Source organism: Chromobacterium sp. INPA-IVC, from assembly GCF_059047085.1.
Genome location: NZ_JBTNLS010000006.1, coordinates 343,520 through 366,878, shown reverse-complemented (window position 1 = coordinate 366,878; position 23,359 = coordinate 343,520). Strand labels below are relative to the sequence as shown.

Genomic DNA, 23,359 nt, shown 5'->3' with positions numbered 1-23,359 from the left:
AAAACCACCATGCATGTTCCTTATAAGAAACCGGATAACAAGGAGGACGCATGCATTACAACCTGCACAATATGTTCGAGCTGGATTGGTTCGGCTTGCTGCACTCGCTGATCTGCCTGGCGATGGCTTTCGTCTGCGGCACCGTGATCGGCCTGGAGCGTCAATACCGCCAGCGCACGGCCGGCTTGCGGACCAACGCGCTGGTGGCGGTCAGCGCCGCGGCTTTCGTCAATATGGCCTTGCAACTGGATGGCTCCGGCAGCGCGTCGAGGGTGGTGGCTTATGTGGTTTCGGGCGTCGGTTTCCTCGGCGCCGGGACCATCATGAAAGAGGGCTTGAATGTGCGCGGCCTGAACACCGCCGCCACGCTGTGGGGCTCGGCCGCCACCGGCGCTTGCGCCGGCGCCGGCATGCTGGGCCAGGCCATCCTGACCACGGTGTTCGTGCTGGCGGTGAACACGCTGCTGCGACCGGTGGTCAATTCCATCAACCGCCGTCCGATAGATGACGACGCCAGCGAAGTCACTTACCAGCTGTGCGTGATCTCCACCCGCGAAGAGCAGAAGCAGGCGCTGGCCCAAGTGGGCCAACTGCTGGAAAAGGCCAATTATCCGGTGGGGGATCTGGATGTCGAAGCCTTCGGCGACGATGAGGTGGAGATGACTGCCACTTTGTTGGCCACTTCGGTGGATTCGGACGAGCTGGACCGCATCGCCGCCGAGTTGGCGGCCAAGTCCTATATCAGCCAGGCTTACTGGAACACCAGCACCAGCGAGTGACGCAAGTTTTTTGGCATGAGCCGCCGCGGCCTTTGACCGCCGGCGGCTTTTTTGCGTCCGATGTCGGGCGGGATAGCCGGCCGCGCGCCTTGTCCGGGGTCAAAGTTCATGACAGACGGTGTTACAATCAACATTAGGTTTTTAGTTGCCGCAGGGCGTAGCCAGAATGAGGCGCCGGCGGCGGGGTAATCCACGGGCGGCCCCACCGGCGCCCGGTTTCTCGAGACAGCCTTATGACCATCATCCGCCAGGAAGACTTCATCCAGAGCATTGCCGATGCCTTCCAGTACATCAGTTGCTACCACCCTAAAGATTATATCGACGCGCTGTACCAGGCTTACCTGAACGAGGAGAGCGCCGCCGCCAAGGACGCGATGGCGCAGATCCTGGTCAACAGCCGCATGTGCGCCGAAGGCCGCCGCCCGATCTGCCAGGATACCGGCATCGCCGTGGTGTTCCTGAAAGTGGGCATGAAAGTGCAGTGGGACGCCCAGCTCAGCGTGCAGGAGATGGTCAACGAGGGCGTGCGCCGCGCCTACAACCATCCGGACAACAAGCTGCGCGCGTCCGTGCTGCTGGACCCGGCCGGCAAACGCCAGAACTCCAAGGACAACACGCCGGCCGTGGTGCACTTCGAGATCGTCGAAGGCGACCAGGTGGACGTGATCTGCGCGGCCAAGGGCGGCGGTTCCGAGAACAAGTCCAAGATGGTGATGCTCAACCCGTCGGACTCCATCGTCGACTGGGTGCTGAAAACGGTGCCGACCATGGGCGCCGGTTGGTGTCCGCCGGGCATCCTCGGCCTGGGCATCGGCGGTACGCCGGAAAAGGCGATGCTGCTGGCGAAAGAGTCGCTGATGGACCACGTCGACATCCACGAACTGAAGGCCAAGGCCGCTGCAGGCGAGGAGTTGTCCCGCGTCGAAGCGCTGCGTCTGGAGCTGTTCGAGAAGGTCAACGCGCTGGGCATCGGCGCGCAGGGCCTGGGCGGCCTGACCACGGTGCTGGACGTCAAGATCCTGGATTACCCGACCCACGCGGCATCCCTGCCGGTGGCGATGATCCCGAACTGCGCCGCTACCCGCCACATCCATTTCCACCTGGACGGCAACGGTCCGGCGCATCTGGAAACGCCTAGCCTGGAAGACTGGCCGGACATCACTTACGACCCGTCCAACGGCAAGCGCGTCGACCTGGACAAAATCACCAAGGAAGAAGTGGCCAGCTGGCAGCCGGGCGATGTGCTGCTGCTGAACGGCAAGATACTGACCGGCCGCGACGCCGCCCACAAGCGCATGGTGGACATGTTGAACAAGGGTGAGAAGCTGCCGGTGGACTTCACCAACCGCTTCATCTACTACGTCGGCCCGGTGGATCCGGTGCGCGAGGAAGTTGTCGGTCCGGCCGGCCCGACCACCGCCACCCGCATGGACAAGTTCACCCGCCAGATGCTGGAGCAGACCGGCTTGCTCGGCATGATAGGCAAGGCCGAGCGCGGCCCGGCGGCGATCGAGGCGATCAAGGACAACAAGGCGGTTTACCTGATGGCCGTCGGCGGTTCGGCCTACCTGGTATCCAAGGCGATCAAGGCGTCCAAGGTGGTGGGCTTCGCCGACCTGGGCATGGAGGCGATCTACGAATTCGAGGTCAAGGACATGCCGGTGACGGTGGCGGTGGATTCCTGTGGCACCTCGGTGCATAACACCGGCCCGGCGGAATGGCGGGTGAAAATCGGCAAGATTCCTGTCTCCATTGCTTGAGGCGTTTGATTGGAAAAACAGCCCGCGTTGCAAAACGCGGGCTGTTTTTTTACTTAGCTAGCCATAAGCTGGGAATGAAGTACAGTCCGGCTGCGCCTATGTAGCCGCAAGAATAGGAGTTGGGGGGGGAGGATGCATCGAATGGCGAGCCATTCGGGCAAGTGCTCCAGTTTTTTCCGTCTAGACTATATCTATTATTTACACCATTGTTATTGTACGTGAGATCTCCGGGGGCTGTAGTGAGTTTTATTCCGTCTTCGGTGTTGCTTTTCAGTACTAGCCAGTATATTTTCCCCTTTTCCAGCTTTATCCCATTGCTTCCCAAATAGAATTGAGGGCTGCTTTGAATAAAGCTTTTTTTGATTTCATTTTTTACCGATGGAGTGGGAGTTTCCCCAAATAAATTGATCTTGGAGTTGCTTGAAACAAGCTCTTGGCCAGGGGCTCCATTTGCATCGCTATAGATGGAGACGTTGAAGTCGCTTGCTTCTACAGCTTCCATTCCTAGGTATTTGGCATTGAAATCATAGTCTGACTTGAAGACTGTTGCCGCATATTTAAGACCAGTGCTTATAATGAAGTTTGGGCTCGTTGGCGATGACGAGTTGGTATTGTCGTACATCAATTGGGTTGCCTTGCTAGCAACTTTCCATAAGGTTCGTGTGCTGCCGGCTTGCAAGGTCGATTCGGTGATTTTGCCAAAGAATGGAGCGCTTGCCTGAATTTCAAACGTATCCCCGTCTTTTGCTGTAGTTGTGGATGAGGATATCGTTCCATTCTTAATCAGCGTAGTGCCGCCAGTTAAATTGACGGGAATGAATTTTCCTGCTCCAATTCCAGATATCTTGATCGAATTGCTTTTGTATACAGTTGTTGGGTCGGCATCCTGAATATCATTGAACCCGATGCCGGCAACTGGAACCAGCCGCCTTGGCAGTATGCCGCTATTGTCCTTGTCGACCCACTCTTCAAATTTGGGCGCGACCACCTTGATGCCGCGGCCGGCGTAATAGGTCTCAACGTTTCTTCTGATTGAATCCAGATCGATCTGAGTCGCGGCCAGTTTGAGTTGGTCATATAACGGTTGAGAGGAAAGCTTGCCTGTGCTGACCAACTCGCTGGCGATCGTGCTGATCAAATGGGATAGCTCCGCAGTTTCTGCCGACGGGTGAGACCAGCCATCAGGACCGGGCACCTTGTCGCGGTTTTGGGCAACTTTGGACAAGATGGCCGAGGTCGCCAACAGTATGGAATCCTGATCTGCCGTTCCATTGATGCGCATGTCAAACAGCGAGCCCAGATTATCCACTTTGCCGGCATCAATGCCGAATACCGCCAGCACTTCATTGCGAGATTGGCTGTAGGCGGTTTGATAGTCGCTGCCGCTAGCCATCAAGGTTTTCAGGCGAGGGGCTTGCAGCGTGGTCAGCAGGTTGATGGTCAGCGACTTGGATATGCTGAGGTCGGCCACAGCGTTCAGTGTGACTGGAGCGGTCGATAGTGTGCCGCTCAGTTCATTCATGTAATAACCGCTACCGGTCAGTTCGACCAGCTTGCTGTCCACGGAGCCAGGGATGCTGAAATTGCCCAGATCGTCGCTGGTCTGGGTCATATAGACCTTTCCGGTGGGGGATAGCTTGTCGTTCAGTTCGGAAATCCAGATCTGGGAGCCGAAGATGAACGGGCCTTTTTGAACCTGGCCGGCGACGCGGTATTGACTGGCCTGACCGCCTCCTTGGGATGGAGCGGAGCTGCTGCCGGAACCGCCGCCGCAGGCTGCCAGAATGCTGGCGGTCATGATTGGAAGGATTTTGCGTGCAAGTCTTGTCATGTGCGCACTTTCTTTCTGCGTTTCACGGAAAAATGCCGATATTGAAGGTATTTTTAATTTAAATGGCATTTATTATGCCATATTTAATTTTTTTTGGTCTATTTAGAACAAATAGCTTGCTGGCGAGTAAAAGATTCTGCTTGGGTGGCAAGTTAAGAGGATGGGATGGCGAGCGTGGTGTTGCATACAAGCGGCACAGATAGATCGTCTGCAGCATATTTTCGTTTTTTATCTTGCAAATCTTTGACTTACGGCATAAATACTGAAAATGTTCACGGCATTGTTTTAGTGTTTCTACCTAGCGAGTAATGAATATGGAACTCGGTTCCGTCGCCACCTTCGATCTGTACCCGGACCTGTATGCGCGCTTTCGCCCATCCTATCCGGAGGAACTGTACGATTGGCTGCTGCAACTGTGTCCGGGGCGCGGGCGCGCCTGGGACTGCGCGACCGGCAGCGGCCAGACCGCGGTGAGGCTGGGGGAGAGTTTCTCGCGCGTCGACGCCACCGACATCAGCTCGTCGCAGCTGTCGGCGGCCGAGCCGCATAATCAGGTGTATTACCGCGAGTGCCCGGCCGAGGTCACGCCATTCGACGACGATTGCTTCGACCTGATCTGCGTGTCGCAGGCGCTGCACTGGTTCCATCTGCCGTCGTTCTGGCCGGAGATGCAGAGGGTGCTGAAGCCGGGCGGCGTTTTCGCCGCCTGGGGCTACCATCATTGCGTGGTGTCGCCGGAGATCGACCGCGCCTGCAGCGTGCTGTGGTCGATCATCGAGCCGTTCTGGTCCAGCCGCTGCCAGCTGCTGTGGGACGACTTCCGCGGCAGCGGCTGCCCGTTGCCGCTGTTGAAAGCGCCCAGCTTCACCATCAGCAGCGACTGGACGCTGGATCATTTCCTGGGCTTTCTCAACACCACCTCGGCCAGCAAGCTGTGCAAGCAGGCGCTGGGCGAGAGCATCCTCGACGATTCCTGTCAGCGCATCACCCGGGCCTGGGGGCCGCGGAGCCAGGTGCGGCGCGTCGATCTGCCGCTGCACTTGATGGTGGCGCGCAAGGATGGCGCGGCTGGCCTGATCGGCTGAGCGAGTTCAATGGACGTAAAAAAGCGCCCGATCGCGGGCGCTTTTTCGTTTGCGGCGGGGGTCAGTGGCGGCGGTCGTATTCCGCCTGCAGGTCGGACAGCAGGATGTTGAGCGCGTCAGACGAACGCACCAGTTCCAGCAGCGACACCGCCAGCGAGGCGATCATGCACAGCAGGCTGGCGCCGAAGGTGACTTCCCCGGTCGCCTGCCAGCCGGTATAGATCTGGAACATCGCCACCGTGCACAGGAACAGGCTGGCGATGCCCATGAACTGCATCCACTTGATCAGCGTGATCCGGGTGCGCAGGTTGCCGATCTGGCGCAGGATTTTCGGGTCTTGGCTGTCGCGGTATTCCTCGTACAGGTTGCGGATGATGCCCGCCAGGCCGAGAAAGCGGTTGGTATAGGCCAAGAGCAGCAGCGAGACGGCGGGAAACAGCAGGGCCGGGGTGGCCAGGTTCAGTGCGGAGTGCATCAGGAGTTCTCGTCTATCCATACGTCGGTGCCGTTGGGCGCGGCATCGAACAATTCAATCACATCGCGGTTTTTCATGCGGACGCAGCCCAGCGAGCTGGGCCGGCCCCATGGTACATGATCGCCGGCGCCGTGGATGTAGATGGCGCGCTCGTAGCTGTCGACATTGCCGCCCTGGTTGAGGCCGGGTTCCTGGCCGCACAGCCACAGGATGCGGGTGAGGATCCAGTCCTTGTTCGGGTATTGCGCGTGCAGCTCGGGCGTGTATTTCCACGGCGTCACCTGGCGGCGGAAGATGATGGTGTTCTCCTCCGCGCCGCCGCCCAGCTTTTCGCACACGGCGTGCCAGCCGCGCGGCGTCTGGTAGCTGCCGCTGGTTTCGCCTACGCCGTTCTTCGCCGTCGACACCACGTATTCCTTCTGGACCCGTCCCCAATCGTCGAGCAGGCGCAGCGTCTGCGACTTGACGCCCACCCAGATCCAGGGCGAGCCGTAATGGCGGGGATTGGGATAGGTGGCTTGCAGCGGGCCTTCGGTCTGCGCCTGTAGGATAAACGCCGCGTCGTCGGCGGCCAGGCAGGGCTGTGCCAGGCAGGCCAGCAGGATGGCGAGTCTCGCGCGCATTTCATTCCTCCCCGGCGGATCGGCGCCGCTGGCGGAAGAAGGCGGACAACTGCTCCGCGCAAGCTTCCGCCTCCACGCCGCCGAACACCGCCGCATGGTGGTTGAGCCGGGCGTCGGCGAATAGATCGACCGTACTGCCAGCCGCGCCGGTTTTGGCGTCGGCGGCGCCGTAGATCACGCGGGCGATGCGCGCGTGCAGGATGGCGCCGCTGCACATCGGGCAGGGTTCCAGCGTCACGTACAGGTCGCAGCCGTCCAGCCGGTAGTTGCCCAGGCGCGCGGCGGCGTCGCGCAGCGCCTGCATTTCGGCATGCGCCGACGGATCGTGCCGGCCTATCGGCTGATTGTAGCCGCGGCCTATGATCTCGCCGTCCTTTACCACCAGCGCCCCCACCGGCACCTCGCCTTCGGCGGATGCTTGTTCGGCCAGCGCCCTGGCCATGCCCATGTAACGCCGGCGTTCTTCCCCGCGCGGGGGCAGGGCCACCGGGGGGTGGTCGGACAGCTGGCGCAGCAACGCAGCCTTGTCGCCTTCTGCCAGCTCCTGCCAATGCACGCCGCGGGCGGCGGCCTCCAGCGCGAACAGCAGACGGCGGGTCGCGGTGTGGCCTGCCGCTTTCAGCTGCAGAAAGGCGGTAACGGCGCCGCGAGCGAGCAGCTGCTGACGGGTATGGATGTCCAGCTCGGCCAGCCAGGCGATGGCGGCGGGAGGCAGCGGGGGGGAGGTGAGCGTCACGGGATCAGGCGGAGCGAGGGTTGCGGCAATACCGTCATTATCGCGTGTTTCCCGCCGTGAACCAAACCAGGGGGATAGCATCCAGGCCCGGTTCCGCTGAAATCATGCAGAGAAGGAGTTTTTATGCGCTTGTGGCTGATATTGGCATAAAGAAATCGCCGATGCTGACGATATGATTGGAAAACACCAGAAAGTCCGCCCATGTCCGTGATCTCATCTCCGCCAAGCTCCAGCATCTGGCGGCAAAGCCTTTCTCCGTCAGCGCTGTCCAATGGCGCGAGCCAGCCTTCTTCCCCCGCTTCTTCCGCCGTCAATGGCGACGCCGATGCGCAAAACCCGCTGCAGCCCAAGCTGCCGGATCCGCGCAGCGAGCTGCAAAAATCGTTGAACCAGGGTTTGCAGGACTATATGCAGAAGCTGAAAGTGGATCTGAACCGCCCGGCGAAGCGTCAGAGCAGCGAGGCCGACGCCATGCAGAAAGCCGTGCTCAAGCAGCGGGTGGAGGGGCTGCGCCGGATGATGATGATGTCGCACGACAAGGGCAGCTTGCGGGCGCTGGCTTCCGAGCTGGCTCGCTTGGCCAAGGAGTTGAAGGACTTGGTGGCGAGCATGAGCCAGAACGCGGCCGATAGCCAGATGACGGTGAGTGTCGGCGGCGATCAGGCGGCAGGCGATGCGGCATCGCCGGGGAGCGGCGCGGACGGAGTCGAGGGCGGGGGCGGCGTGGCATCGTCGTCTGCCGGAGAGGCGACATCTTCTGATGCGGGAGGGGACGCATCCTCCGGGACCGATGCGGCATCGACTGCGGCTGCCGCGCCGGACGCGAGCGGGACCGCCGCATCGGCGCAGCAGACAGGCAACGGCCAGAGCGCGGCAGATAGCCAGGCAAGCGATGCGAGCGCGAAGGAGCAAGGCGGTGGCGCCCAGCCTGGAGGCGACAGCCAGGCCCAGGCCGTCGATCCCCGCGCGGCGCAGCAGAGCTCGCAGTCTGGCGGAAAGGGCAATCAGGGGGTGGGGGACCCGGATATTCAGGAAATGGTGTTGACGCTGAAAATGGTCAAGGAGTTCATCAAGCAGCAGATGCAGCAGATGAAAGACAAGCGGGAAACGCAGGATGATGTGCAGAGCGCGGAAAAGGCGCTGGGCGATGTCGACAAGATACTCAAGGGCGGGCCCGAGGCGGCGGAGGCGATGGGGGAGCAGATGAACGTCAACATCAGCGATGTCGCCAGCAACATCAATGTGACCGCCTGAGTCTCGGACGTGGCGGGCTTCAGCGCGCGAAGGCGCGCCGGACAAGCCGCCAGACTACCCATAGCCGGGCGCCGCCTTGCAGCCAGCGGCGCAGGCGCGGATTCGGCAACAATTTGCCCAGCGTTTCCAGCGTCGAACCGAACCAGCCTTCGCGCCACAAGGAGAAGCCTGAGCCGGCCAGCCGCATCGGCTGGAGCAGCCTTTCCTTCTCCAGCTTCAGTTTGATGCGCAGGGCTTCGCCCTTCATCACCAGCAGCTGTTTCTTCAGTTCCCGGTCCTGCGGCGTCACGCGCGCTCCCCGCCAGGGCCCAAGGCTGTCCAGTCTTTCCGGATTTCCTCTAGAGTGGTTGAGAACGGCGCGGATTGCCGCCTCAGGCGCCGGCGCAAGCCCAGCAGCAGCGCGATGCCGCCGCCGCACAACAGCAGGGCGAGGCCGGCCATGACGGCGATCCGCCACTCCTGCGGCGTCAGGGCCCACAGAGCCAGCACGGCGGCGATCAGGCCGCAACCCAGCAGAACCAAGCCCAGCATGCCCTGCAGCAGATTGCCGACGATCTCGTCCTTCAGCTCCTGGGCTTCCAGCGTCAGCAGCTCGGCGCGAGTCAGGAACAGCGACGCCAAGCCGCCCGCGAACGAGCGCAGGGTGCCGGGGCGGGGGGCTTGGGCGGGATCGGACATGGGGCTCAGCGACGGGAGACCAGCATGCCCAGCAGGAAGGCGACGCCGGCGGCGATGCCGATCGATTTCCATGGATTGTCGTGGACGTACTGGTCGGTGGCCTTGGCGGCTTCCTTGGCCTTGCCTACCACGGCGACTTCGGCGTCGCGCAGCTTGGCCTTGGCGGTGCCCAGCTTGTCGGAGAGGCGCTTGCGCAGCTCCTTGGCGTGCTGGCTGCCATCATCGACGGTAGAGTTGATCAATTCCTCGGTGCTGTTCAGCACTTGGCGCACATCATCCAGCAATTGCTCTTTTTCCTTGGCGCTAGCGGCGGTGGACATGACTACCTCCTGGCGAATATTGAAAATAAAGCGATCCGGCGCGACGCGGCATGGCCCGCCGCGCCGAAGTCCAAGCTAACAGGCCGGCGTGGCCGAGTCAAACCGCCGCGCGGCGGTCTACCCATGTTGGTAGAGCGCGTCGTCCAGCGAAGGTTCCTGCGGGCTTTGGGCCGCGCGGACGCAGAGCAGTCCGGTCAGCGCCATCGCCGCGCAGTAGAACACGCAGATCCATGGGCTCCACGGAATGGCGGCGATCAGCAGCAGCGGGGTGGCGCTGGCCCAGACTGAATAAGCGACGTTGTAGGTGAAGGAGATGCCGGATACCCTGACCTCGGCCGGGAACATGGCCACCATGATGGACGGCACCACGCCGACGATGCCGCAGCACAGGCCGGCGAAGGCGTAGGCGAGGCCCGGCCAGCCCCAGCCGGCGATCAGGTCGGCGTACAGCGCGGCGATGCCTACCGGCAGCAGCAGGCTGTAGAGAATCAGGCTGCGGCGCTGGCCGATGCGGTCGCATATGTGGCCGGCGATCACGCAGCCGATGTTGAGAAACACGATGCCCACGCTGCTGAGCGCGAACGCGCGGTCGGCGTGCATGCCGAAGCGTTGCTGCAGCAAGGTGGGCGTCACCACCACCAGCACCACCACCGCTGAAGTGAGCACGCAGGTCAGCACCGCTGCCGGCAGCAGGGTGTGTTTGTGACGGCGCAGCACATCGACCAGCGGATACGCGGCGCGTTCGTCCTGGCGCTCGCGCATCGACAGGAACACCGGCGTTTCGCTCAGCCAGCGCCGCAGCCAGACGCCCAGCAGGCCGAACGGCCCGCCCAGCAGGAAGGGGATGCGCCAGCCGTAGTCCAGCATTTCCTGCGGCGTGAACACGCGCGCCAGCAGCGTGGCGGTCAGCGCGCCCAACAGATAGCCGAAGGTCAGGCCGGCCTGCAGCACGCCCAGCGCGTAGCCGCGGCGGCCGCGCGGCGCGTGTTCGGCGACGAAGGACCAGGCGCTGGGCACTTCGCCGCCCACCGCCGCGCCTTGCAGGATGCGCAGCGACAACAGCAATAGCGGCGCCAGGATGCCGATGTCGGCATAAGTGGGCATCAGGCCGATCAGCAGACAGGGGCCGGCCATCATCAGGATGGTCAGGCTGAACACGCGTTTGCGGCCCAGGCGGTCGGCGAAGTGGGCCATCAGGATGCCGCCCAGCGGCCGAGCCAGATAACCGGTGGCGAAGATGCCGAAGGTTTGCAGCAGCCTCAGCCATTCCGGCATGTCGGGCGGGAAGAACAGTTTGCTCAGCGTGGTGGCGAAGAAGGCGAAGATGATGAAATCGTAGATTTCCAGCGCGCCGCCCAGCGCGGCCAGGCCCAGGGTCTGGTAGTCGGCGCGGGTGAGCGGGGTGGATCGGGAGTCAGTCATGGATCAATCACGGAGTGCTTGGGATGCCTGTTCGGCGGCATCGCTATGGTAAAGAGCGAGCCAGGCCTTGGCCGGAGGCTCGTTCGCGCATGGCCGCCAGTTTAGCGCGGGAATCGCATCCTGCGGGAATAATCATATTCTGTTTGCATTTTTCGTCCGAGTAAAATCAGGTTCATCCCGCAGGGCGGGCAGCAGGTGTTCCGCGATGAAGTCGATGAACACCCGCTGTTTGGGCGGCAGATGGCGGCTGGCGGGCCAGACGGCGGTGAACTTGCCCTGTTCCGTCGCGCAATCTTCCAGCACGGTCTGCAGGCGGCCATCCGCCAATTCGCGGCGGATCGCGAAGTCGGGCAGCCAGGCGATGCCCAGGCCGTCGCAGGCGGCGGCGATCAGCGCTTCTATGCTGTTGCAGCTGAGAAAGGCGTTCGGCCGAGGCGATCCAGGAGGCGCGCGCAATACCCAGGGCTGCAATTGTCCGTTGTAGGGAAAGCGATAGCGCAGGCAGGGGTGGGCCTGCAAGTCGTCTGGCCGCTGCGGCGCGCCGCGTTGGCGGAAATAGGCGGGCGAGCCCACCAGCGCGAAGCGGAACGGCCCCAGTAGCCGCGCCTGCAGCCTGGAGTCGTCCAGTTCGCCGCTGCGCACCGCCACGTCGACGCCTTCCGCCACCAGGTCCACCATGCGGTCGCTGAAGTCCAGTTCCAGCGAGATTTCAGGATAACGGGCATGGAATTCGGGCAGCAGCGGCGACAGCATGCGGTGGCCGATCAGCGGCAAGCTGACTTTCAGGCGGCCGCGCGGCGCGGCGGCGCTATGCGCAAGTTCCGCCGAGGCCTCGTCCAGTTCCGCCAGGATGCGGCGGCTGCGTTCGAACAGCAACAGCCCTTCCTGAGTCAGGTGGATGCGGCGGGTGCTGCGGTGGAATAGCCGCGCCGAGAGCTTGTCCTCCAGCCGGCTGACGCTTTTGCTGACGGCCGAGGCCGAAATGCCCAAGCGCTCGCCGGCGGCGACGAAGCTGCCCAGCTCCGCCGCGCGGACGAAGGCCAGCAGGCCGCTCAAGCTGTCCATGCCGTTCATGCCGCGCCTCCTTTACTGACAAAATTTCATTAATAAGATGACATTGTGCCTGTTTTCCCATGTAATTGCCCTGCCTATCATTTGCCGGATCAAAAACCGCGCTTGGCGATGGCCGCGCGCTGGATGTAAAGGAGAGGCGAATGCAAAGGAAGCAAATGGAATGGCACGGCGGGAAATGGTCGGTGCTGGCGGCGGTATGTCTGGCCGCGCTGGCGTTGCCGTGGAGTTTTGTCGGCGGCGCGGTGGCGACGCCGGCTATCGGACGGGCTTTGGGCGGCAGTCCGCAGGCGCTGGGCTGGGTGACCAGCGCCTTCATGCTGAGTTTCGGCAGCTGCCTGATGGCCGCCGGCGCGCTGGCCGATCAGTATGGCCGCAAACGCCTGTTCGGCGTCGGCATCGGCTTGTTCGCGGCGTCGTCGCTGGCCATCAGCCTGGCGCCGGACTTGTGGTGGCTGAATGGCTTGCGCGCCGCGCAGGGGCTGGCCGCCGCCGCGGCGATGGCCGGCGGTTCGGCGGCATTGGCGCAGGAATACGAGGGGGAGGCGAGGACGCGCGCTTTCAGCCTGCTGGGCACGACTTTCGGCCTGGGACTGGCCTTCGGCCCCCTGTTGTCCGGCTGCCTGATCCAATGGCTGAGCTGGCGCGCCATCTTCGCCTGCGGCGCGGCTATCGGCGCGGCGGCGCTGTTGCTGGCGCTGCCGCGCATGCGCGAATCGCGCGATCCGGATGCGGCGGGGCTGGACTGGCTTGGCGCAGCCAGCTTCACAGCGATGCTGGCCTTGTTCACGACGGCGCTGCTGCAGGGACCGCAGCTGGGGTGGCGCAGCCTGCCGGTGCTGGCGTTGCTGGCCGGTTCGTTGGTCTTGCTGCTGGCTTTCATCTGGATCGAGCAGAGCGTCGCGCGGCCGATGCTGGATCTGTCGCTGTTCCGTTATCCCGCCTTTGTCGGCGTGCAATGCCTGCCGCTGGCCACCAGTTACTGCTATGTGGCATTGCTGGTGCTGCTGCCCTTGCGCTTCATCGGCGTCGATGGGCAAGGGGAGGCCGAGGCGGGCTTGTGGATGCTGGCGCTGTCGGCGCCGATGCTGGCGATGCCGTCTCTGGCCGTATGGCTGACGCGCTGGCGTTCCGCCGCATCTATTTCAGCAGCGGGCCTGCTGATTGCGGCGGTTGGCCTGGCTTGCCTCAGCCAGGCCCCGGCAGGCTCGTCTTTCATGCTGCTGGCGCTGCTATTGATCGGCAGCGGCAGCGGACTGCCTTGGGGGCTGATGGATGGCTTGTCGGTCAGCGTGGTGCCGAAGGAGCGCGCCGGCATGGCCAGCGGCATCTTCAGCACCACGCGAGTGGCGGGCGAGGGCATGGCGCTGGCGGCCATCGGCGCATTGATGGCCGGTTTCACCGCCAAGGCGCTGGCTGACGTTGGTCTGGGCGCATCGATGGCCGCCGCGCAGCGGCTGGCCTCCGGCAACCTGGCCCAGGCTCACGCCTTGCTGCCGATGGCGGATATCGGCAAGCTGGCGCAAGCGTATCACTGGGCTTTCCAGCAATTGCTGCATCTATTGATCGCCTTGACGCTGTTGTCGGCGTTGATGGTGCTGGCTTTATTGAGGCGCGGGAGCGGAAAGGCGCGTTTGGCCTAGAGGAGTGGGCAATGAAAAACGCCCCCCGAATTTCCTTCAGGCTCAGCTGACGATATCCGGGGCTTCCGCACAGACTCTGTTGCGCCCGCCCTCCTTGGCCTGATACAGGGCTTCATCTGCCCGCTGCACCAGATCGTCCGCTGTTTCTCCCTCGCGCAGAACCGCGACGCCGAAGCTGCTGGTCTTGCTGCCAATCTCGGCGAAGGTGTGCGCTTGCACACTGGCGCGCAAGTGCTCGGCCAGGCGCAAGGCCTGTTCCAGGGTGGTCTGAGGGCAAAGAATCAGGAACTCTTCGCCACCCCAACGGCCCACGGTGTCGGTCGCTCGCACCGCGCGGCTCAAGATGCCGGTGAATTCCCGAAGCAGGGCGTCCCCAACCAGATGCCCGCGGCTGTCGTTGACCGACTTGAATTTGTCGATGTCGGCCAGGATCACGGCAAGCGGGCGACTATCCAGATCGGCCAGCGCCATGGCGCTCTTGAAAACCTCGTCCAGGCCCCGGCGGTTGACCGCGCCGGTCAGCTTGTCGGTTATGGCCAACTGGGCTAGCTGCCGATGAGCTTCGAGCAGCTCGGCTGTTCGCTGCGCGACCTCCTGGCTCAGAATCTCGTTGTGGCGCACCTGGAATTCGTGCGCCGTTTGGAGTCGGCCATAGGCATCGTTGAGCCTGTCGACCAGCACGCTCAGCTCATCCTGCGGCCCCCGCGGGCCCCGGCGCAGCACAAAGGGAGTGAAACTCTTCCCGGGTTCGAAGGACTTGGCGAACTCCGCCATCTGCGTCAAATGTCGTGTGATCATCCATGAGATCAGCAAGAGAATGCTGATCGAAGTCACCAGCGACTTGCCGCTCTGCGTCGCCAGCACAATGCCAATGCGATCAAGGGTGCGGCTATAGAGGGTGTGCAGATTGGGCGCAATGTAGATCTTGCCAACGACCACCCCGTTGCGTTGCAAGACGTACTCGAAGCGCCTCTCCGCGTCAGCATCAACCTGTCCGGTCGTCAGCACGGCCGATTGGCTGGGGCCGTAGTGGATCGTGGCGCCAGCGACCCAGGGGGAATGACCGATGCCGTCGAGCTGCACCTGCATGCCGGCGACGTTGAAGTTCCAGGCCGCATCGGCAAGGCCTGGCAACTGGCTCTGCTCGATGTAGCGCATGCCCTGCTCGAGTTCGGACACATCGCGTCGGTAGTCGAAGAACAACTGTACCGAGGTCGCGATCAGCGCCGCCGTCGTGCTGATGCAGAGGATCCAGATCAGCATGCGCAGCGCCAGTCCGCGCGGCGCAATGAAAATCAAAAAGAAATTGCGCAATCGGGCGCTATCCCTGGCCTGGCGATTCGCATCCATGCTTAGTTGGCCTGCCTGCGGAACGGCGAATAGCGGGCGTAGACTTCCTCGTAGCGTTTGGCGGCTTCCGGATCAAGCAAACGGGCTTCCGCCTCTATCCACGGAGGACGCTTGCCAGCCTTGGCAACGATCTCATTGACCCGTTTGACTATCTTTCGTCCCCACGGTCCCTTGGTGCAAGCCGCATACCCGAGCGTGTATTGAGGGTGGCCAGCGATGGGGAAGTAAACAAATTTGACTGATGCGGGCAGTTTCAAATGCCTGGCGAACCAATAGACCTCGTCCGGATAGGCGATGATGTAGTCCACCCACCCGCTGGCCAACTGGCTGAAAGGCGCTACGTCGTCGGCACTGGTCTGAAGGATGTTCTTTTGTCCGGCCGCCGCCGTGAAAGCTGACAGAACTACAGGCGGGTAGCCCCGCATCTCTTGGCGGACGGTAGTCAATGACAGGTCATGCATCAGCCGGGCGATGTCCATGGCCCCGTCAGCATTGCGATAGGCGGTCAGGCGGGCCGCCCGATCCGATCTCATAACGACGTAATACGGCAGCACGAATTCGACCGGCTTGCTGAATTCCATATACGCTTCGCGCTCGATCGTCTTGAGCAGGCTAGGCTGGCAAACGTGCTGGCCCTGCTTCATCAGGCCGGAGACGCGCGCCAGGCTGGCGCGTTCGATCACGCTGTTGTACTCGGGCGTGCGCTCAATGAAATATCGCAGAAACACGTCAGCGTAGCCCTGGCCCTTGTCGGGGCCGTCGGTGATGGTGACCGGTGGATTGCCCGGCATTTGCCATCTGATGGTGTTGTCGTCGGCCCGAGCGTTGGCGCTCATCATCAGATGGCACAGCGCCATCCCTGCGCCAACGAGCGTCCAGGAAGAGGCGGTCTTCATCTTCCCGACGGTGGCTTGCAACATTTCCGTATCCCTTTCAATACACTAGCGATCGCGCCTGTGGTTCCTGGCCGGCTCGATGGGTTCCAGCAAATTCGGGCAGTGTCCCAGCTGTGCTGGCGCATCGCTGATCGCCCCGCCGCGAGCGACGCACTGGTCGGGCGGGAGCGGCGTTTTCTGTTCGACAAAGCGGACAAGCAGATCGAAGGCATGCTGCGCGTGCGGCTCGATCAACTCAAGCTGAGGGAAGAGGGTGGCGTAGCTCTCGACGTGATTGCCGTTCTGGATTTCGTAGAGCCGATAGGCTTGGGCGTGCTCGCCGCCTTCCGCGGCAACCTGCCGCGCATAGGCTCGCGCATGGTGGTCGATGGGCAGCAACGCATCCATGGTGCCGGCGACCGTGATCAGCGGACGCTTGATCTTGCCGTCGGTGGCGATGGCCGCCACATTGTTTCCGACCGTCGAGGCGGACAGCCGCGCCAAGTAGTTGTACCTGCCGGGCCCGGCGCCATAGGTGTCGTAGCCAGGATCCAGGCGCTTTTGCCATTGGCACTGCGTGGGCTTCCAGAATGAGTCGGCGTGCTTGCTCCATAGCGAGACCGGGCCGTTTTCCGTGTCTTGGACGAGATCGGGCGGATAGCCGGCCGCAAGGATGTTCAACGCGGCGGTGCTCGTCGGGGAGAAGTCTGAGGCGAGATAGTCGGGGTAGTTGAGGATCGCCGGGGGCAAGTCAGTCAGCAGGCTTGGCCCGCGGAGATCGACGAAAGTGCCTGCCCACTCCACGCCGCCGTCGAAGTATTCCGGCGCGGTTTCGATCGCGCGGCGCACTTGATAGCCGCCGTTTGACGTGCCGACCGCATAGGTATAGCGCGGCTTGCGGCCATACTGCGCCTCTACGCCGCGGCGCGCCAAGTCAGAGGCCATCACCATGAAGTCACGCCAGCGGGTGAATTCCTGGCCAGGATCGTCGTCGTAGTAATGGACATAGCTTGGCTTATCCGGAGGGCCGGTTCGGCAGGCCAGCGGATCCTCCGCTGTGCTCGCGTACGCGCTGAGCACGCCCTTGTTTTGCGACGCATAGGCATAGCCCTTCTGCAGCACGTAATCGCTCCAGACGAAGTCGCCGTTGAACTCGCTGCGAGCGCCGGAAGCGCCGGCCACGACAAGGCGGCCGTTCCAGTCCTTGGGCAGCCGCAGCAGGAAGCGCGCCTGCCCCAGCGGATCCTTGGCGAAGCGGGCCTGAATCTGCACACCGGGGACCGCCTTCTTGATTGGCGGCCTGCTGGCGGCATCCGCCACGAGTATGTCGCGGTCGGCCTGCGGCATGAACGCCAAGTGCGGCAGGCCGGGCAGCGAGTCGTTGGCCGGAGTGGTGTTGGGATTGCGGGTTGTCAGATCGGGGCTTTCGACGCAACTGGCGTCGGCGAGTTGCGAGTCCAATTTCCGGAGCAGGCGTTCGCAGGCGCTCCGCTCATCAGCAGCGGCCGCGCCAGAAAGGATCAGCAGGGCAAGGACAGCGGCCGTCGATTTCCACATGACTCGTTTCCTTGGTTTGATGTTTCAGTAGCCGGCTTGGCCGTAATCGCTCGGCAACCCAACAGGCACGCAATGCCATTGGTGATGCAGAATAACTGAATCGTTTGTCCTTTCCTAGACGCCTCACGAGCCTCACGCCAGGTCCTGCAAGGAGGCGTCATGAGCAAACCGCAGTCTCCCCCGACTCAAGCGTGTCTGGAGAAGCGGGGACGATTCAGATATTGCCAAACGGAAAAACAAAAAAGCCCGCAATCATGCGGGCTTGTGTGTGTTTTGGCGCCTGTAGGCGCCAGACGTCAGATCATTCCCACTCAATCGTCGCCGGCGGCTTGCCGCTCACATCGTAGACCACGCGGTTGATGCCGCGCACTTCGTTGATGATGCGGTTGGACGCGCGGCCCAGCAGGCTGTACGGCAGCTCGGCCCAGTGGGCGGTCATGAAGTCGCTGGTCACCACGGCGCGCAGCGCGACGACGTAATCGTAAGTGCGGCCGTCGCCCATCACGCCGACGGATTTCACCGGCAGGAACACGGCGAAGGCCTGGCTGGTCAGCTCGTACCAGTTCTTGCCGGTCTTCTCGTCCACGGTGTTGCGCAGCTCTTCGATGAAGATGGCGTCGGCCTGGCGCAGCAGGTCGGCGTATTCCTTCTTCACTTCGCCGAGGATGCGCACGCCCAGGCCCGGGCCCGGGAAGGGGTGGCGGTAGACCATGTCGTGCGGCAGGCCGAGCGCCACGCCCAGCTGGCGCACTTCGTCCTTGAACAGCTCGCGCAGCGGCTCGAGCAGCTTCAGGTTCATGTCTTCCGGCAGGCCGCCCACATTGTGGTGGCTCTTGATGGTGTGCGCCTTCTTGGTCTTGGCGCCGGCCGATTCGATCACGTCCGGGTAGATGGTGCCCTGGGCCAGCCACTTGGCGTTGGTCAGCTTGCCGGATTCGCGGTCGAAGACTTCGATGAATTCGGCGCCGATGATCTTGCGCTTCTTCTCCGGGTCGGACTCGCCGGCCAGCTTGGTCATGAAGTCGGCCTCGGCCTGCACATGGACCACCTTGACGCCCAGGTTCTGGGCGAACATTTCCATCACCATCTTGCCTTCGTTCAGGCGCAGCAGGCCGTGGTCGACGAAGACGCAGGTCAGTTGGTCGCCGATGGCGCGATGGATCAGGGCGGCGGCCACGGAGGAGTCCACGCCGCCGGACAGGCCAAGGATGACTTCTTCGTCGCCGACTTGGTCGCGGATCTTCTTCACCGCTTCGTCGATGTAGTTGGGCATGGTCCAGCTGGGTTTGCAGCCGGCCACGTGCAGCACGAAGCGGTGGATCATCTCGGTGCCGCGCTTGGTGTGGGTGACTTCCGGGTGGAACTGCACGCCGTAGAAGCCGCGGGTCTCGTCGGCCATCGCCGCGTACGGGCAGGACGGGGTTTCGGCGATCACCTGGAAGCCGGCCGGCAGCGCGGTGACTTTGTCGCCGTGGCTCATCCAGACGTCGAGGAAGCCGTTGCCGGCGTCGTCGATCTGGTCTTGCAGGCCTTCCAGCAGCTTGGAGTGGTGGCGGGCCTTGATCTGGGCGTAGCCGAACTCGCGCTTGTCGCCGCTTTCCACCTTGCCGCCCAGGGTCTGGGCCATGAACTGCATGCCGTAGCAGATGCCCAGCACCGGCACGCCCAGCTCGAACAGCTTGGGGTCGGCCTGGTAGTCGGATTCGTACACCGAGTTCGGGCCGCCGGACAGGATGATGGCCTTGGGCGCGAAGGCCTTGATCTCTTCGATGGGCATGTCGAAAGAATGAAGCTCACAGTAAACGTGAGCTTCGCGTACGCGGCGGGCGATCAGCTGGGTGACCTGGGAGCCGAAGTCGAGAATGAGGATCTTGTCCATGCCTATCCTTGAAAAGTAATGCAGGCCGTTAAGGCCATTATCGTCAATGCTAAAAATAATTCCGTGGTTTCCGGGCGCTCAGTCTTCGCTGGGCGGCAGCCGGCGCGGCGGTTCCGAGCGCTCCGGCACGCGGTCGCTGCGGGCGGCCAGCAGCAACACGCCCATCAGCACCATGCCCAGCGCCACGAAGTGGGTGGCGCGCAGGCCGAGCTGGTCTATCGCGTAGACGCTGGCGCCGGCATAGGCCAGCATCGGGCTGGTGACCAGCGTGGACTTGTTGAAACCGTCCAGCGCGAATAGCAACACGCCCGCCGCGAACAGCAGCAGGGCGAGCAGGGTGGAGGTGTTGGGCAGCAGGGCGGTGCTTTTCAGCAGCCATACGCTGCCGACGCAGATCAGGGCGATGGGCAGGGCGGCGCCGCGCTTCATCATGCCGCGCCTCGCTGATTCTTCATCACGCGCTGCTTCTCGCGCTGCCATTCGCGGTCTTTTTCGGTGTCGCGCTTGTCATGCAGCTTCTTGCCTTTGGCCAGGCCGACTTCGGCCTTCACATTGCCTTTGGCGTAGTGCAGATCCAGCGCCATCATGGTGTAGCCGGCGCGTTCCACCTTGCCGATGAAGCGGTTGATCTGTTCTTGCGACATCAGCAGCTTGCGCGGACGCACCGGGTCCGGGTTGACGTGGGTGGAGGCGGATTGCAGCGGAGTGATGTGGCAGCCGATCAGCCAGAAGGCGCCGTTTTTCCAGTCGACGTAGCTTTCCTTCAACTGGACGCGGCCGGCGCGGATGGCCTTGACTTCCCACCCTTCCAGCACAAGCCCGGCCTCGAGTTTTTCCTCGATGAAGTAGTCGTGGAAAGCCTTGCGGTTCTGGATGATGCTCATGTGTGGCGGGTTCCTTTGAATCCGGCATTGTATCAGAAGCCGGGCCGCAACCAAAATCGTGTCTTTTCAGTGGCTTGATGTGAAAGGACTTGGCCGCGGGCGCGTCGTGAAGCCCGGACGGGCGGCAGTAGGCGCTTTTTGCTAGAATTGCGGCTTGATTGTCAGTTTCGAGACCCCGGCCGCGCCGGGTTTTTGCCGATGCAGCTTGTCGAAAAGAGCGTCCTGGTGGCGCATACCCCGGCGCAGATGTACGCGCTGGTGGACGATATCGAACACTACAGCCGTTTCCTTCCCTGGTGCGGCAAGGCCGAGGTGCTGTCGCGCGATGGCGGCCAGGTGGTGGCCAGCCTGCATATCGATTACCTGAAGGTGCGCCAGCACTTCACCACCCGCAACCATAACGCCGAGAACGAATCGATTCGGATGGAGCTGGTGGATGGGCCGTTCGAATCGCTGGAAGGCGTGTGGCGCTTCAAGCCGCTTGGGGAGTTCGGTTGCAAGATCGAGTTCAGCCTGCGCTACCAGTTCTCCAGCCGCATTCTGGAAAAGCTGATCGGGCCGGTGTTCGGCCATATTTCCGGCACCTTGGTGGATGCCTTCATCAAGGAAGCGGACAGGATCTACGGCGATGACTGAGATGCTGAGCGTGGAAGTGGCTTATGCCAGGCCGGATCGGCAATGGCTGGTGGCGGTGAGCGTGCCGGCCGGGACGTCCGCGTTGGATGCGGTGCGCGCGTCAGGCATCTTGGAGGCGTGCACGGAGCTGGACGAGGCGGCGCTGAAGCTGGGCGTGTTCGGCAAGGCCGTCAAGCCTGATGCCGTCTTGCGCGAGAATGATCGGGTGGAGGTTTACCGACCGTTGCTGGCCGATCCCAAAGAGGTGCGCAGGCAGCGCGCCGAGGCGGGCAAGAAGATGAAGAAGGGCGGTTGAGCCCGGCGGACGGAAATAAAAAAGGATGGCCTGGACGCCATCCTTTTTTTATTGGCCAGCGGTTGGTCAGCCTGGCATGTCCTCGGCCGAACAGACGCGGTTCTTGCCGTTGATCTTGGCCTGGTACATCGCGTGGTCGGCGCGTTCCAGCACGTCGGCCTCCTGCTCGCCCAGGTGCCAGCGGGCGACGCCGGCGCTGAAGGTGATCAAGAGCTTGTCGTTGTTGGCCAGGAAGAAGGTTTTGGTCAGCTCGCGCTGCAGCCGCTGCACGGCTTGCACCGCTTCGGTTTCCGGCGTATCCGGCATCAGGATCACGAATTCCTCGCCGCCGAAGCGGGCGACGATGTCTGCAGGACGCAAGGTGAGCTTGATGGTGTCCACCAGATATTTCAGCGCGTCGTCGCCGGCCAGATGGCCGTAGCGGTCGTTCAATTGCTTGAAGTTGTCGACGTCGATCAGCGCGACCGACAGCGGCGCGGCGGTGCGTTCGGCGCGGCCGATTTCGCGCTGGAAGTACTCGGCCAGGCCGCGGCGGTTGTAGGCGCCGGTCAACTGGTCTTCCTTCACCTTGGCGCTGGCGGCCTCCAGCGCGGTTTCCAGCTCGCTGATGCGGTGCTCGGCCGCTTCCACCTGCTCCTTGGCGGAGACCAGCTCGTCGCGGGAGCGGGTCAGATCCAGCTGCATGATGGATGTGTCCTCCATCAGCGAGCCGATGATGCCGCTCAGTTCGTCGACATCGGGCATCTGTTTCAGCTTCTCGCTGTGGGCCTGGATCTTGCCGTGGAATTCGTCGGTGCTGTCGGTCATCATCGCCAGCCGGCTGACGAAGCGGTCCAGCAAGGCCCGCAGCGAACTCGCGGCTTCGTCCAGCGAGGTTTTCAGCATGCCCTGCTTGCGGATCACCTCTTTCAGGCTGGTTTCCAGCTGGTAGATCTGCTGCATCGACAGCGGCTCGTGCGACAGGATTTCCTGCAGCGAACCGACTTGGCCGAGCAGATATTCGTCGGAGCGATTCAGCTCGGCGACGTTGTCCAGCATCAGCTTGAGCAGGTTGGCGAGGCCGGTGGCCAGGCGCCCCTCCTGCTGGGATTGCAGTTCCAGCTTGATCATGAATGCCCTGAGCTTGGGCATGAATACGTTCAGGCTGGCGTCGTCGGCGATGCCGTCCAGCTCCTGCAGCAGCGTCTCCAGGCCGTCCACCAGATCGGGGTAGTCGGCCAGGCGTGGCTCCAGGCCATGCTTGAGCGCGAAGGACAGCGTGCGTTGCCATGCTTGCCAGCTGCTTGTGGTCTCGGCGGGCTGCTCGTTGCCATCCTGCGAGGGCTGGGGGTCTGGCGGGGGAAGGTCTCGGCTGGACGGCGCGGCGTTCCAGTTTTGCAGCAGGGCGACCAGTTTCTGATTGAGTTCTTCGGGCTGGTTGCCGTAATTGATCAGCACCCGCTCCAGCGTGCTTTGCTTGTGATGCTGGGGGAGGTCGGGCTGGCGCAGATCCCAGCTCTTGACCAGGGTCTGGATCAGCTGGCCCCAGCTTTGCGTCAGCTGTTGCGCGGAGAAGATGCCGCGCAGGAAATCGATGATCAGCTGGGGCGCTTGCTCCCAGCGGTTTTCATCCAGCACCTGGCGCAGGCGGGTCAGGGTGACCTTGGCCTGGACATTGTCCTGGGGCAGCGTTTCCAGAGCCCGCAACAGCAACACGGCCAGTTTGTTGTCGCGCCCGATGGGGGTTTGCGTCAACTCATGGTAGACCCGCTCGAAGTTTTCAGGTGTCGGAAGCAGCTTGCGCATGGACAGCTGCTTCAGGGTTTCTCTTGCCACTTCGATGGGATTCTGTGTCGTCATTGCCCAAACCTTGGTGCTTTTAAGGCGGCCTGCCATCATCGGTCGTCAGTGGGTGAGTGTACGTTATCGACGGTTCGCCGGAGAGGGCGACTTGCTGGGGTCCAGCAACTGGAAAAACACCTCGCCGTTGCGAATCATGCCAAGTTCGTTCCTAGCTCTTTCCTCGATCGCGTCACTGCCTTGTTTCAGATCGCGTACTTCTGCATCCAGGGCGGCGTTGCGGGCGACCAGCTTTTGGGTGGTCGCCCGTTGTTCCTGCAGCTGCTTGTCCAGCTGCCAGACCCTGAGCCAACTGCCCTTGCCGAACCAAAGCGGCCATTGCAGGGCGAGGATCACGGTTACCAGGGTCACGGTCAGCCAGCGCATG

25 protein-coding genes are annotated in these 23,359 nt (G+C 62.6%); 7 read left to right on the top strand and 18 right to left on the bottom strand.

Annotated elements, in window-relative coordinates:
* Positions 1–50 precede the first annotated feature (50 nt).
* A complete protein-coding gene (locus ACX17K_RS13505) occupies positions 51–779 on the top strand; it encodes an MgtC/SapB family protein (protein ID WP_493775190.1) in 729 nt (242 codons plus the stop codon).
* 233 nt (positions 780–1,012) lie between these two features.
* Positions 1,013–2,539: a fumarate hydratase gene (locus ACX17K_RS13500; RefSeq protein ID WP_493775189.1), complete on the top strand. Its 1,527-nt coding sequence runs from the start codon at positions 1,013–1,015 to the stop codon at positions 2,537–2,539.
* Positions 2,540–2,588: 49 nt separating this feature from the next.
* On the opposite strand, the gene ACX17K_RS13495 is transcribed toward ACX17K_RS13500, so the two are convergent.
* The gene (locus ACX17K_RS13495; protein ID WP_493775188.1) at positions 2,589–4,439 is read right to left on the bottom strand and encodes a hypothetical protein; all 1,851 of its coding nucleotides are present in this window, start codon (positions 4,437–4,439) and stop codon (positions 2,589–2,591) included.
* Between the two features lie 245 nt (positions 4,440–4,684).
* Between ACX17K_RS13495 and ACX17K_RS13490 the strand changes: the two genes are divergently transcribed.
* Positions 4,685–5,455, top strand: a complete 771-nt coding sequence (locus ACX17K_RS13490; protein WP_493775187.1) for a class I SAM-dependent methyltransferase — start codon at positions 4,685–4,687, stop codon at positions 5,453–5,455.
* 61 nt (positions 5,456–5,516) lie between these two features.
* On the opposite strand, the gene ACX17K_RS13485 is transcribed toward ACX17K_RS13490, so the two are convergent.
* The 4 genes from ACX17K_RS13485 to ACX17K_RS13470 are packed head-to-tail and all read right to left on the bottom strand — an operon-like array spanning position 5,517 to position 7,603.
* Complete coding sequence (locus ACX17K_RS13485) at positions 5,517–5,930, bottom strand: DUF2721 domain-containing protein (RefSeq protein ID WP_046157175.1); 414 nt, start codon at positions 5,928–5,930, stop codon at positions 5,517–5,519.
* Complete coding sequence (locus ACX17K_RS13480) at positions 5,930–6,553, bottom strand: L,D-transpeptidase family protein (RefSeq protein WP_493775186.1); 624 nt, start codon at positions 6,551–6,553, stop codon at positions 5,930–5,932. Before ACX17K_RS13480 ends, ACX17K_RS13485 begins: the two co-directional genes overlap by 1 nt.
* Position 6,554: 1 nt before the next feature.
* The gene (gene tadA, locus ACX17K_RS13475) at positions 6,555–7,289 is read right to left on the bottom strand and encodes a tRNA adenosine(34) deaminase TadA (RefSeq protein WP_493775185.1); all 735 of its coding nucleotides are present in this window, start codon (positions 7,287–7,289) and stop codon (positions 6,555–6,557) included.
* Positions 7,286–7,603 (bottom strand): hypothetical protein, encoded by a 318-nt coding sequence (locus ACX17K_RS13470; RefSeq protein ID WP_493775184.1) that lies wholly within the window; start codon positions 7,601–7,603, stop codon positions 7,286–7,288. Before ACX17K_RS13470 ends, tadA begins: the two co-directional genes overlap by 4 nt.
* Before the next feature lie 94 nt (positions 7,604–7,697).
* Here ACX17K_RS13470 and ACX17K_RS13465 point away from each other — a divergent pair, with 94 nt between their 5' ends.
* Positions 7,698–8,543 (top strand): hypothetical protein, encoded by an 846-nt coding sequence (locus ACX17K_RS13465; protein ID WP_493775183.1) that lies wholly within the window; start codon positions 7,698–7,700, stop codon positions 8,541–8,543.
* Between the two features lie 19 nt (positions 8,544–8,562).
* Here the strand turns inward: ACX17K_RS13465 and ACX17K_RS13460 are convergent, their stop codons facing one another.
* The 5 genes from ACX17K_RS13460 to ACX17K_RS13440 form a co-directional block, all read right to left on the bottom strand.
* The gene (locus ACX17K_RS13460; protein ID WP_343479634.1) at positions 8,563–8,832 is read right to left on the bottom strand and encodes a hypothetical protein; all 270 of its coding nucleotides are present in this window, start codon (positions 8,830–8,832) and stop codon (positions 8,563–8,565) included.
* Entirely contained in the window at positions 8,829–9,221 is a 393-nt protein-coding gene (locus ACX17K_RS13455) for a phage holin family protein (protein WP_493775182.1), read from the bottom strand. The genes ACX17K_RS13460 and ACX17K_RS13455 overlap by 4 nt, the downstream gene beginning before the upstream one ends.
* A gap of 5 nt (positions 9,222–9,226) precedes the next feature.
* The gene (locus tag ACX17K_RS13450) at positions 9,227–9,541 is read right to left on the bottom strand and encodes an ElaB/YgaM/YqjD family protein (RefSeq protein ID WP_021477747.1); all 315 of its coding nucleotides are present in this window, start codon (positions 9,539–9,541) and stop codon (positions 9,227–9,229) included.
* A gap of 117 nt (positions 9,542–9,658) precedes the next feature.
* The gene (locus ACX17K_RS13445; RefSeq protein ID WP_493775181.1) at positions 9,659–10,963 is read right to left on the bottom strand and encodes an MFS transporter; all 1,305 of its coding nucleotides are present in this window, start codon (positions 10,961–10,963) and stop codon (positions 9,659–9,661) included.
* Positions 10,964–11,095: 132 nt separating this feature from the next.
* Positions 11,096–12,037, bottom strand: coding sequence for a LysR family transcriptional regulator (locus tag ACX17K_RS13440; protein ID WP_493775180.1), 942 nt, complete (start codon positions 12,035–12,037; stop codon positions 11,096–11,098).
* 140 nt (positions 12,038–12,177) lie between these two features.
* On the opposite strand from ACX17K_RS13440, the gene ACX17K_RS13435 reads away from it, so the two are divergent.
* On the top strand, positions 12,178–13,677 hold the full coding sequence (locus tag ACX17K_RS13435) for an MFS transporter (protein WP_493775179.1): 1,500 nt from the start codon (positions 12,178–12,180) through the stop codon (positions 13,675–13,677).
* Positions 13,678–13,719: 42 nt separating this feature from the next.
* Here the strand turns inward: ACX17K_RS13435 and ACX17K_RS13430 are convergent, their stop codons facing one another.
* From ACX17K_RS13430 to smpB, 6 genes are all read right to left on the bottom strand, one after another.
* Positions 13,720–15,027: a sensor domain-containing diguanylate cyclase gene (locus ACX17K_RS13430; RefSeq protein ID WP_493775178.1), complete on the bottom strand. Its 1,308-nt coding sequence runs from the start codon at positions 15,025–15,027 to the stop codon at positions 13,720–13,722.
* A gap of 2 nt (positions 15,028–15,029) precedes the next feature.
* Positions 15,030–15,947, bottom strand: a complete 918-nt coding sequence (locus tag ACX17K_RS13425) for a hypothetical protein (protein WP_493775177.1) — start codon at positions 15,945–15,947, stop codon at positions 15,030–15,032.
* Positions 15,948–15,968: 21 nt separating this feature from the next.
* Positions 15,969–17,459 (bottom strand): 3-hydroxybutyrate oligomer hydrolase family protein, encoded by a 1,491-nt coding sequence (locus ACX17K_RS13420; RefSeq protein ID WP_493775176.1) that lies wholly within the window; start codon positions 17,457–17,459, stop codon positions 15,969–15,971.
* Between the two features lie 301 nt (positions 17,460–17,760).
* A complete protein-coding gene (gene guaA, locus ACX17K_RS13415; protein ID WP_493775232.1) occupies positions 17,761–19,344 on the bottom strand; it encodes a glutamine-hydrolyzing GMP synthase in 1,584 nt (527 codons plus the stop codon).
* 72 nt (positions 19,345–19,416) lie between these two features.
* Positions 19,417–19,770, bottom strand: coding sequence for a hypothetical protein (locus ACX17K_RS13410; protein WP_046157163.1), 354 nt, complete (start codon positions 19,768–19,770; stop codon positions 19,417–19,419).
* Positions 19,767–20,243 carry an SsrA-binding protein SmpB gene (gene smpB, locus ACX17K_RS13405; protein ID WP_268750400.1) on the bottom strand — a complete coding sequence of 159 codons (477 nt, stop codon included), beginning with the start codon at positions 20,241–20,243 and terminating at the stop codon, positions 19,767–19,769. The genes ACX17K_RS13410 and smpB overlap by 4 nt, the downstream gene beginning before the upstream one ends.
* Positions 20,244–20,420: 177 nt before the next feature.
* On the opposite strand from smpB, the gene ACX17K_RS13400 reads away from it, so the two are divergent.
* Together ACX17K_RS13400 and ACX17K_RS13395 are read left to right on the top strand one after the other, a co-directional pair.
* Positions 20,421–20,858 carry a type II toxin-antitoxin system RatA family toxin gene (locus tag ACX17K_RS13400; RefSeq protein ID WP_493775175.1) on the top strand — a complete coding sequence of 146 codons (438 nt, stop codon included), beginning with the start codon at positions 20,421–20,423 and terminating at the stop codon, positions 20,856–20,858.
* Between the two features lies 1 nt (position 20,859).
* On the top strand, positions 20,860–21,153 hold the full coding sequence (locus ACX17K_RS13395) for an RnfH family protein (protein WP_493775231.1): 294 nt from the start codon (positions 20,860–20,862) through the stop codon (positions 21,151–21,153).
* 66 nt (positions 21,154–21,219) lie between these two features.
* Here ACX17K_RS13395 and ACX17K_RS13390 read toward each other — a convergent pair whose 3' ends face one another.
* Together ACX17K_RS13390 and ftsB are read right to left on the bottom strand one after the other, a co-directional pair.
* A complete protein-coding gene (locus ACX17K_RS13390; RefSeq protein WP_493775174.1) occupies positions 21,220–22,992 on the bottom strand; it encodes a GGDEF domain-containing protein in 1,773 nt (590 codons plus the stop codon).
* Positions 22,993–23,055: 63 nt separating this feature from the next.
* On the bottom strand, positions 23,056–23,358 hold the full coding sequence (ftsB, locus tag ACX17K_RS13385; RefSeq protein ID WP_493775173.1) for a cell division protein FtsB: 303 nt from the start codon (positions 23,356–23,358) through the stop codon (positions 23,056–23,058).
* Between the last annotated feature and the right edge of the window lies 1 nt (position 23,359).

Coding starts and splice junctions, on each gene's coding strand:
- ACX17K_RS13505 (WP_493775190.1), top strand. CDS start 51: ATGCATTACAACCTGCACAATATGTTCGAGCTGGATTGGTTCGGCTTG.
- ACX17K_RS13500 (WP_493775189.1), top strand. CDS start 1,013: ATGACCATCATCCGCCAGGAAGACTTCATCCAGAGCATTGCCGATGCC.
- ACX17K_RS13495 (WP_493775188.1), bottom strand. CDS start 4,439: ATGCCATTTAAATTAAAAATACCTTCAATATCGGCATTTTTCCGTGAA.
- ACX17K_RS13490 (WP_493775187.1), top strand. CDS start 4,685: ATGGAACTCGGTTCCGTCGCCACCTTCGATCTGTACCCGGACCTGTAT.
- ACX17K_RS13485 (WP_046157175.1), bottom strand. CDS start 5,930: ATGCACTCCGCACTGAACCTGGCCACCCCGGCCCTGCTGTTTCCCGCC.
- ACX17K_RS13480 (WP_493775186.1), bottom strand. CDS start 6,553: ATGCGCGCGAGACTCGCCATCCTGCTGGCCTGCCTGGCACAGCCCTGC.
- ACX17K_RS13465 (WP_493775183.1), top strand. CDS start 7,698: ATGCAGAAGCTGAAAGTGGATCTGAACCGCCCGGCGAAGCGTCAGAGC.
- ACX17K_RS13455 (WP_493775182.1), bottom strand. CDS start 9,221: ATGTCCGATCCCGCCCAAGCCCCCCGCCCCGGCACCCTGCGCTCGTTC.
- ACX17K_RS13450 (WP_021477747.1), bottom strand. CDS start 9,541: ATGTCCACCGCCGCTAGCGCCAAGGAAAAAGAGCAATTGCTGGATGAT.
- ACX17K_RS13445 (WP_493775181.1), bottom strand. CDS start 10,963: ATGACTGACTCCCGATCCACCCCGCTCACCCGCGCCGACTACCAGACC.
- ACX17K_RS13440 (WP_493775180.1), bottom strand. CDS start 12,037: ATGAACGGCATGGACAGCTTGAGCGGCCTGCTGGCCTTCGTCCGCGCG.
- ACX17K_RS13435 (WP_493775179.1), top strand. CDS start 12,178: ATGCAAAGGAAGCAAATGGAATGGCACGGCGGGAAATGGTCGGTGCTG.
- ACX17K_RS13430 (WP_493775178.1), bottom strand. CDS start 15,027: ATGGATGCGAATCGCCAGGCCAGGGATAGCGCCCGATTGCGCAATTTC.
- ACX17K_RS13425 (WP_493775177.1), bottom strand. CDS start 15,947: ATGTTGCAAGCCACCGTCGGGAAGATGAAGACCGCCTCTTCCTGGACG.
- ACX17K_RS13420 (WP_493775176.1), bottom strand. CDS start 17,459: ATGTGGAAATCGACGGCCGCTGTCCTTGCCCTGCTGATCCTTTCTGGC.
- ACX17K_RS13410 (WP_046157163.1), bottom strand. CDS start 19,770: ATGATGAAGCGCGGCGCCGCCCTGCCCATCGCCCTGATCTGCGTCGGC.
- ACX17K_RS13400 (WP_493775175.1), top strand. CDS start 20,421: ATGCAGCTTGTCGAAAAGAGCGTCCTGGTGGCGCATACCCCGGCGCAG.
- ACX17K_RS13395 (WP_493775231.1), top strand. CDS start 20,860: ATGCTGAGCGTGGAAGTGGCTTATGCCAGGCCGGATCGGCAATGGCTG.
- ACX17K_RS13390 (WP_493775174.1), bottom strand. CDS start 22,992: ATGACGACACAGAATCCCATCGAAGTGGCAAGAGAAACCCTGAAGCAG.
- ftsB (WP_493775173.1), bottom strand. CDS start 23,358: ATGCGCTGGCTGACCGTGACCCTGGTAACCGTGATCCTCGCCCTGCAA.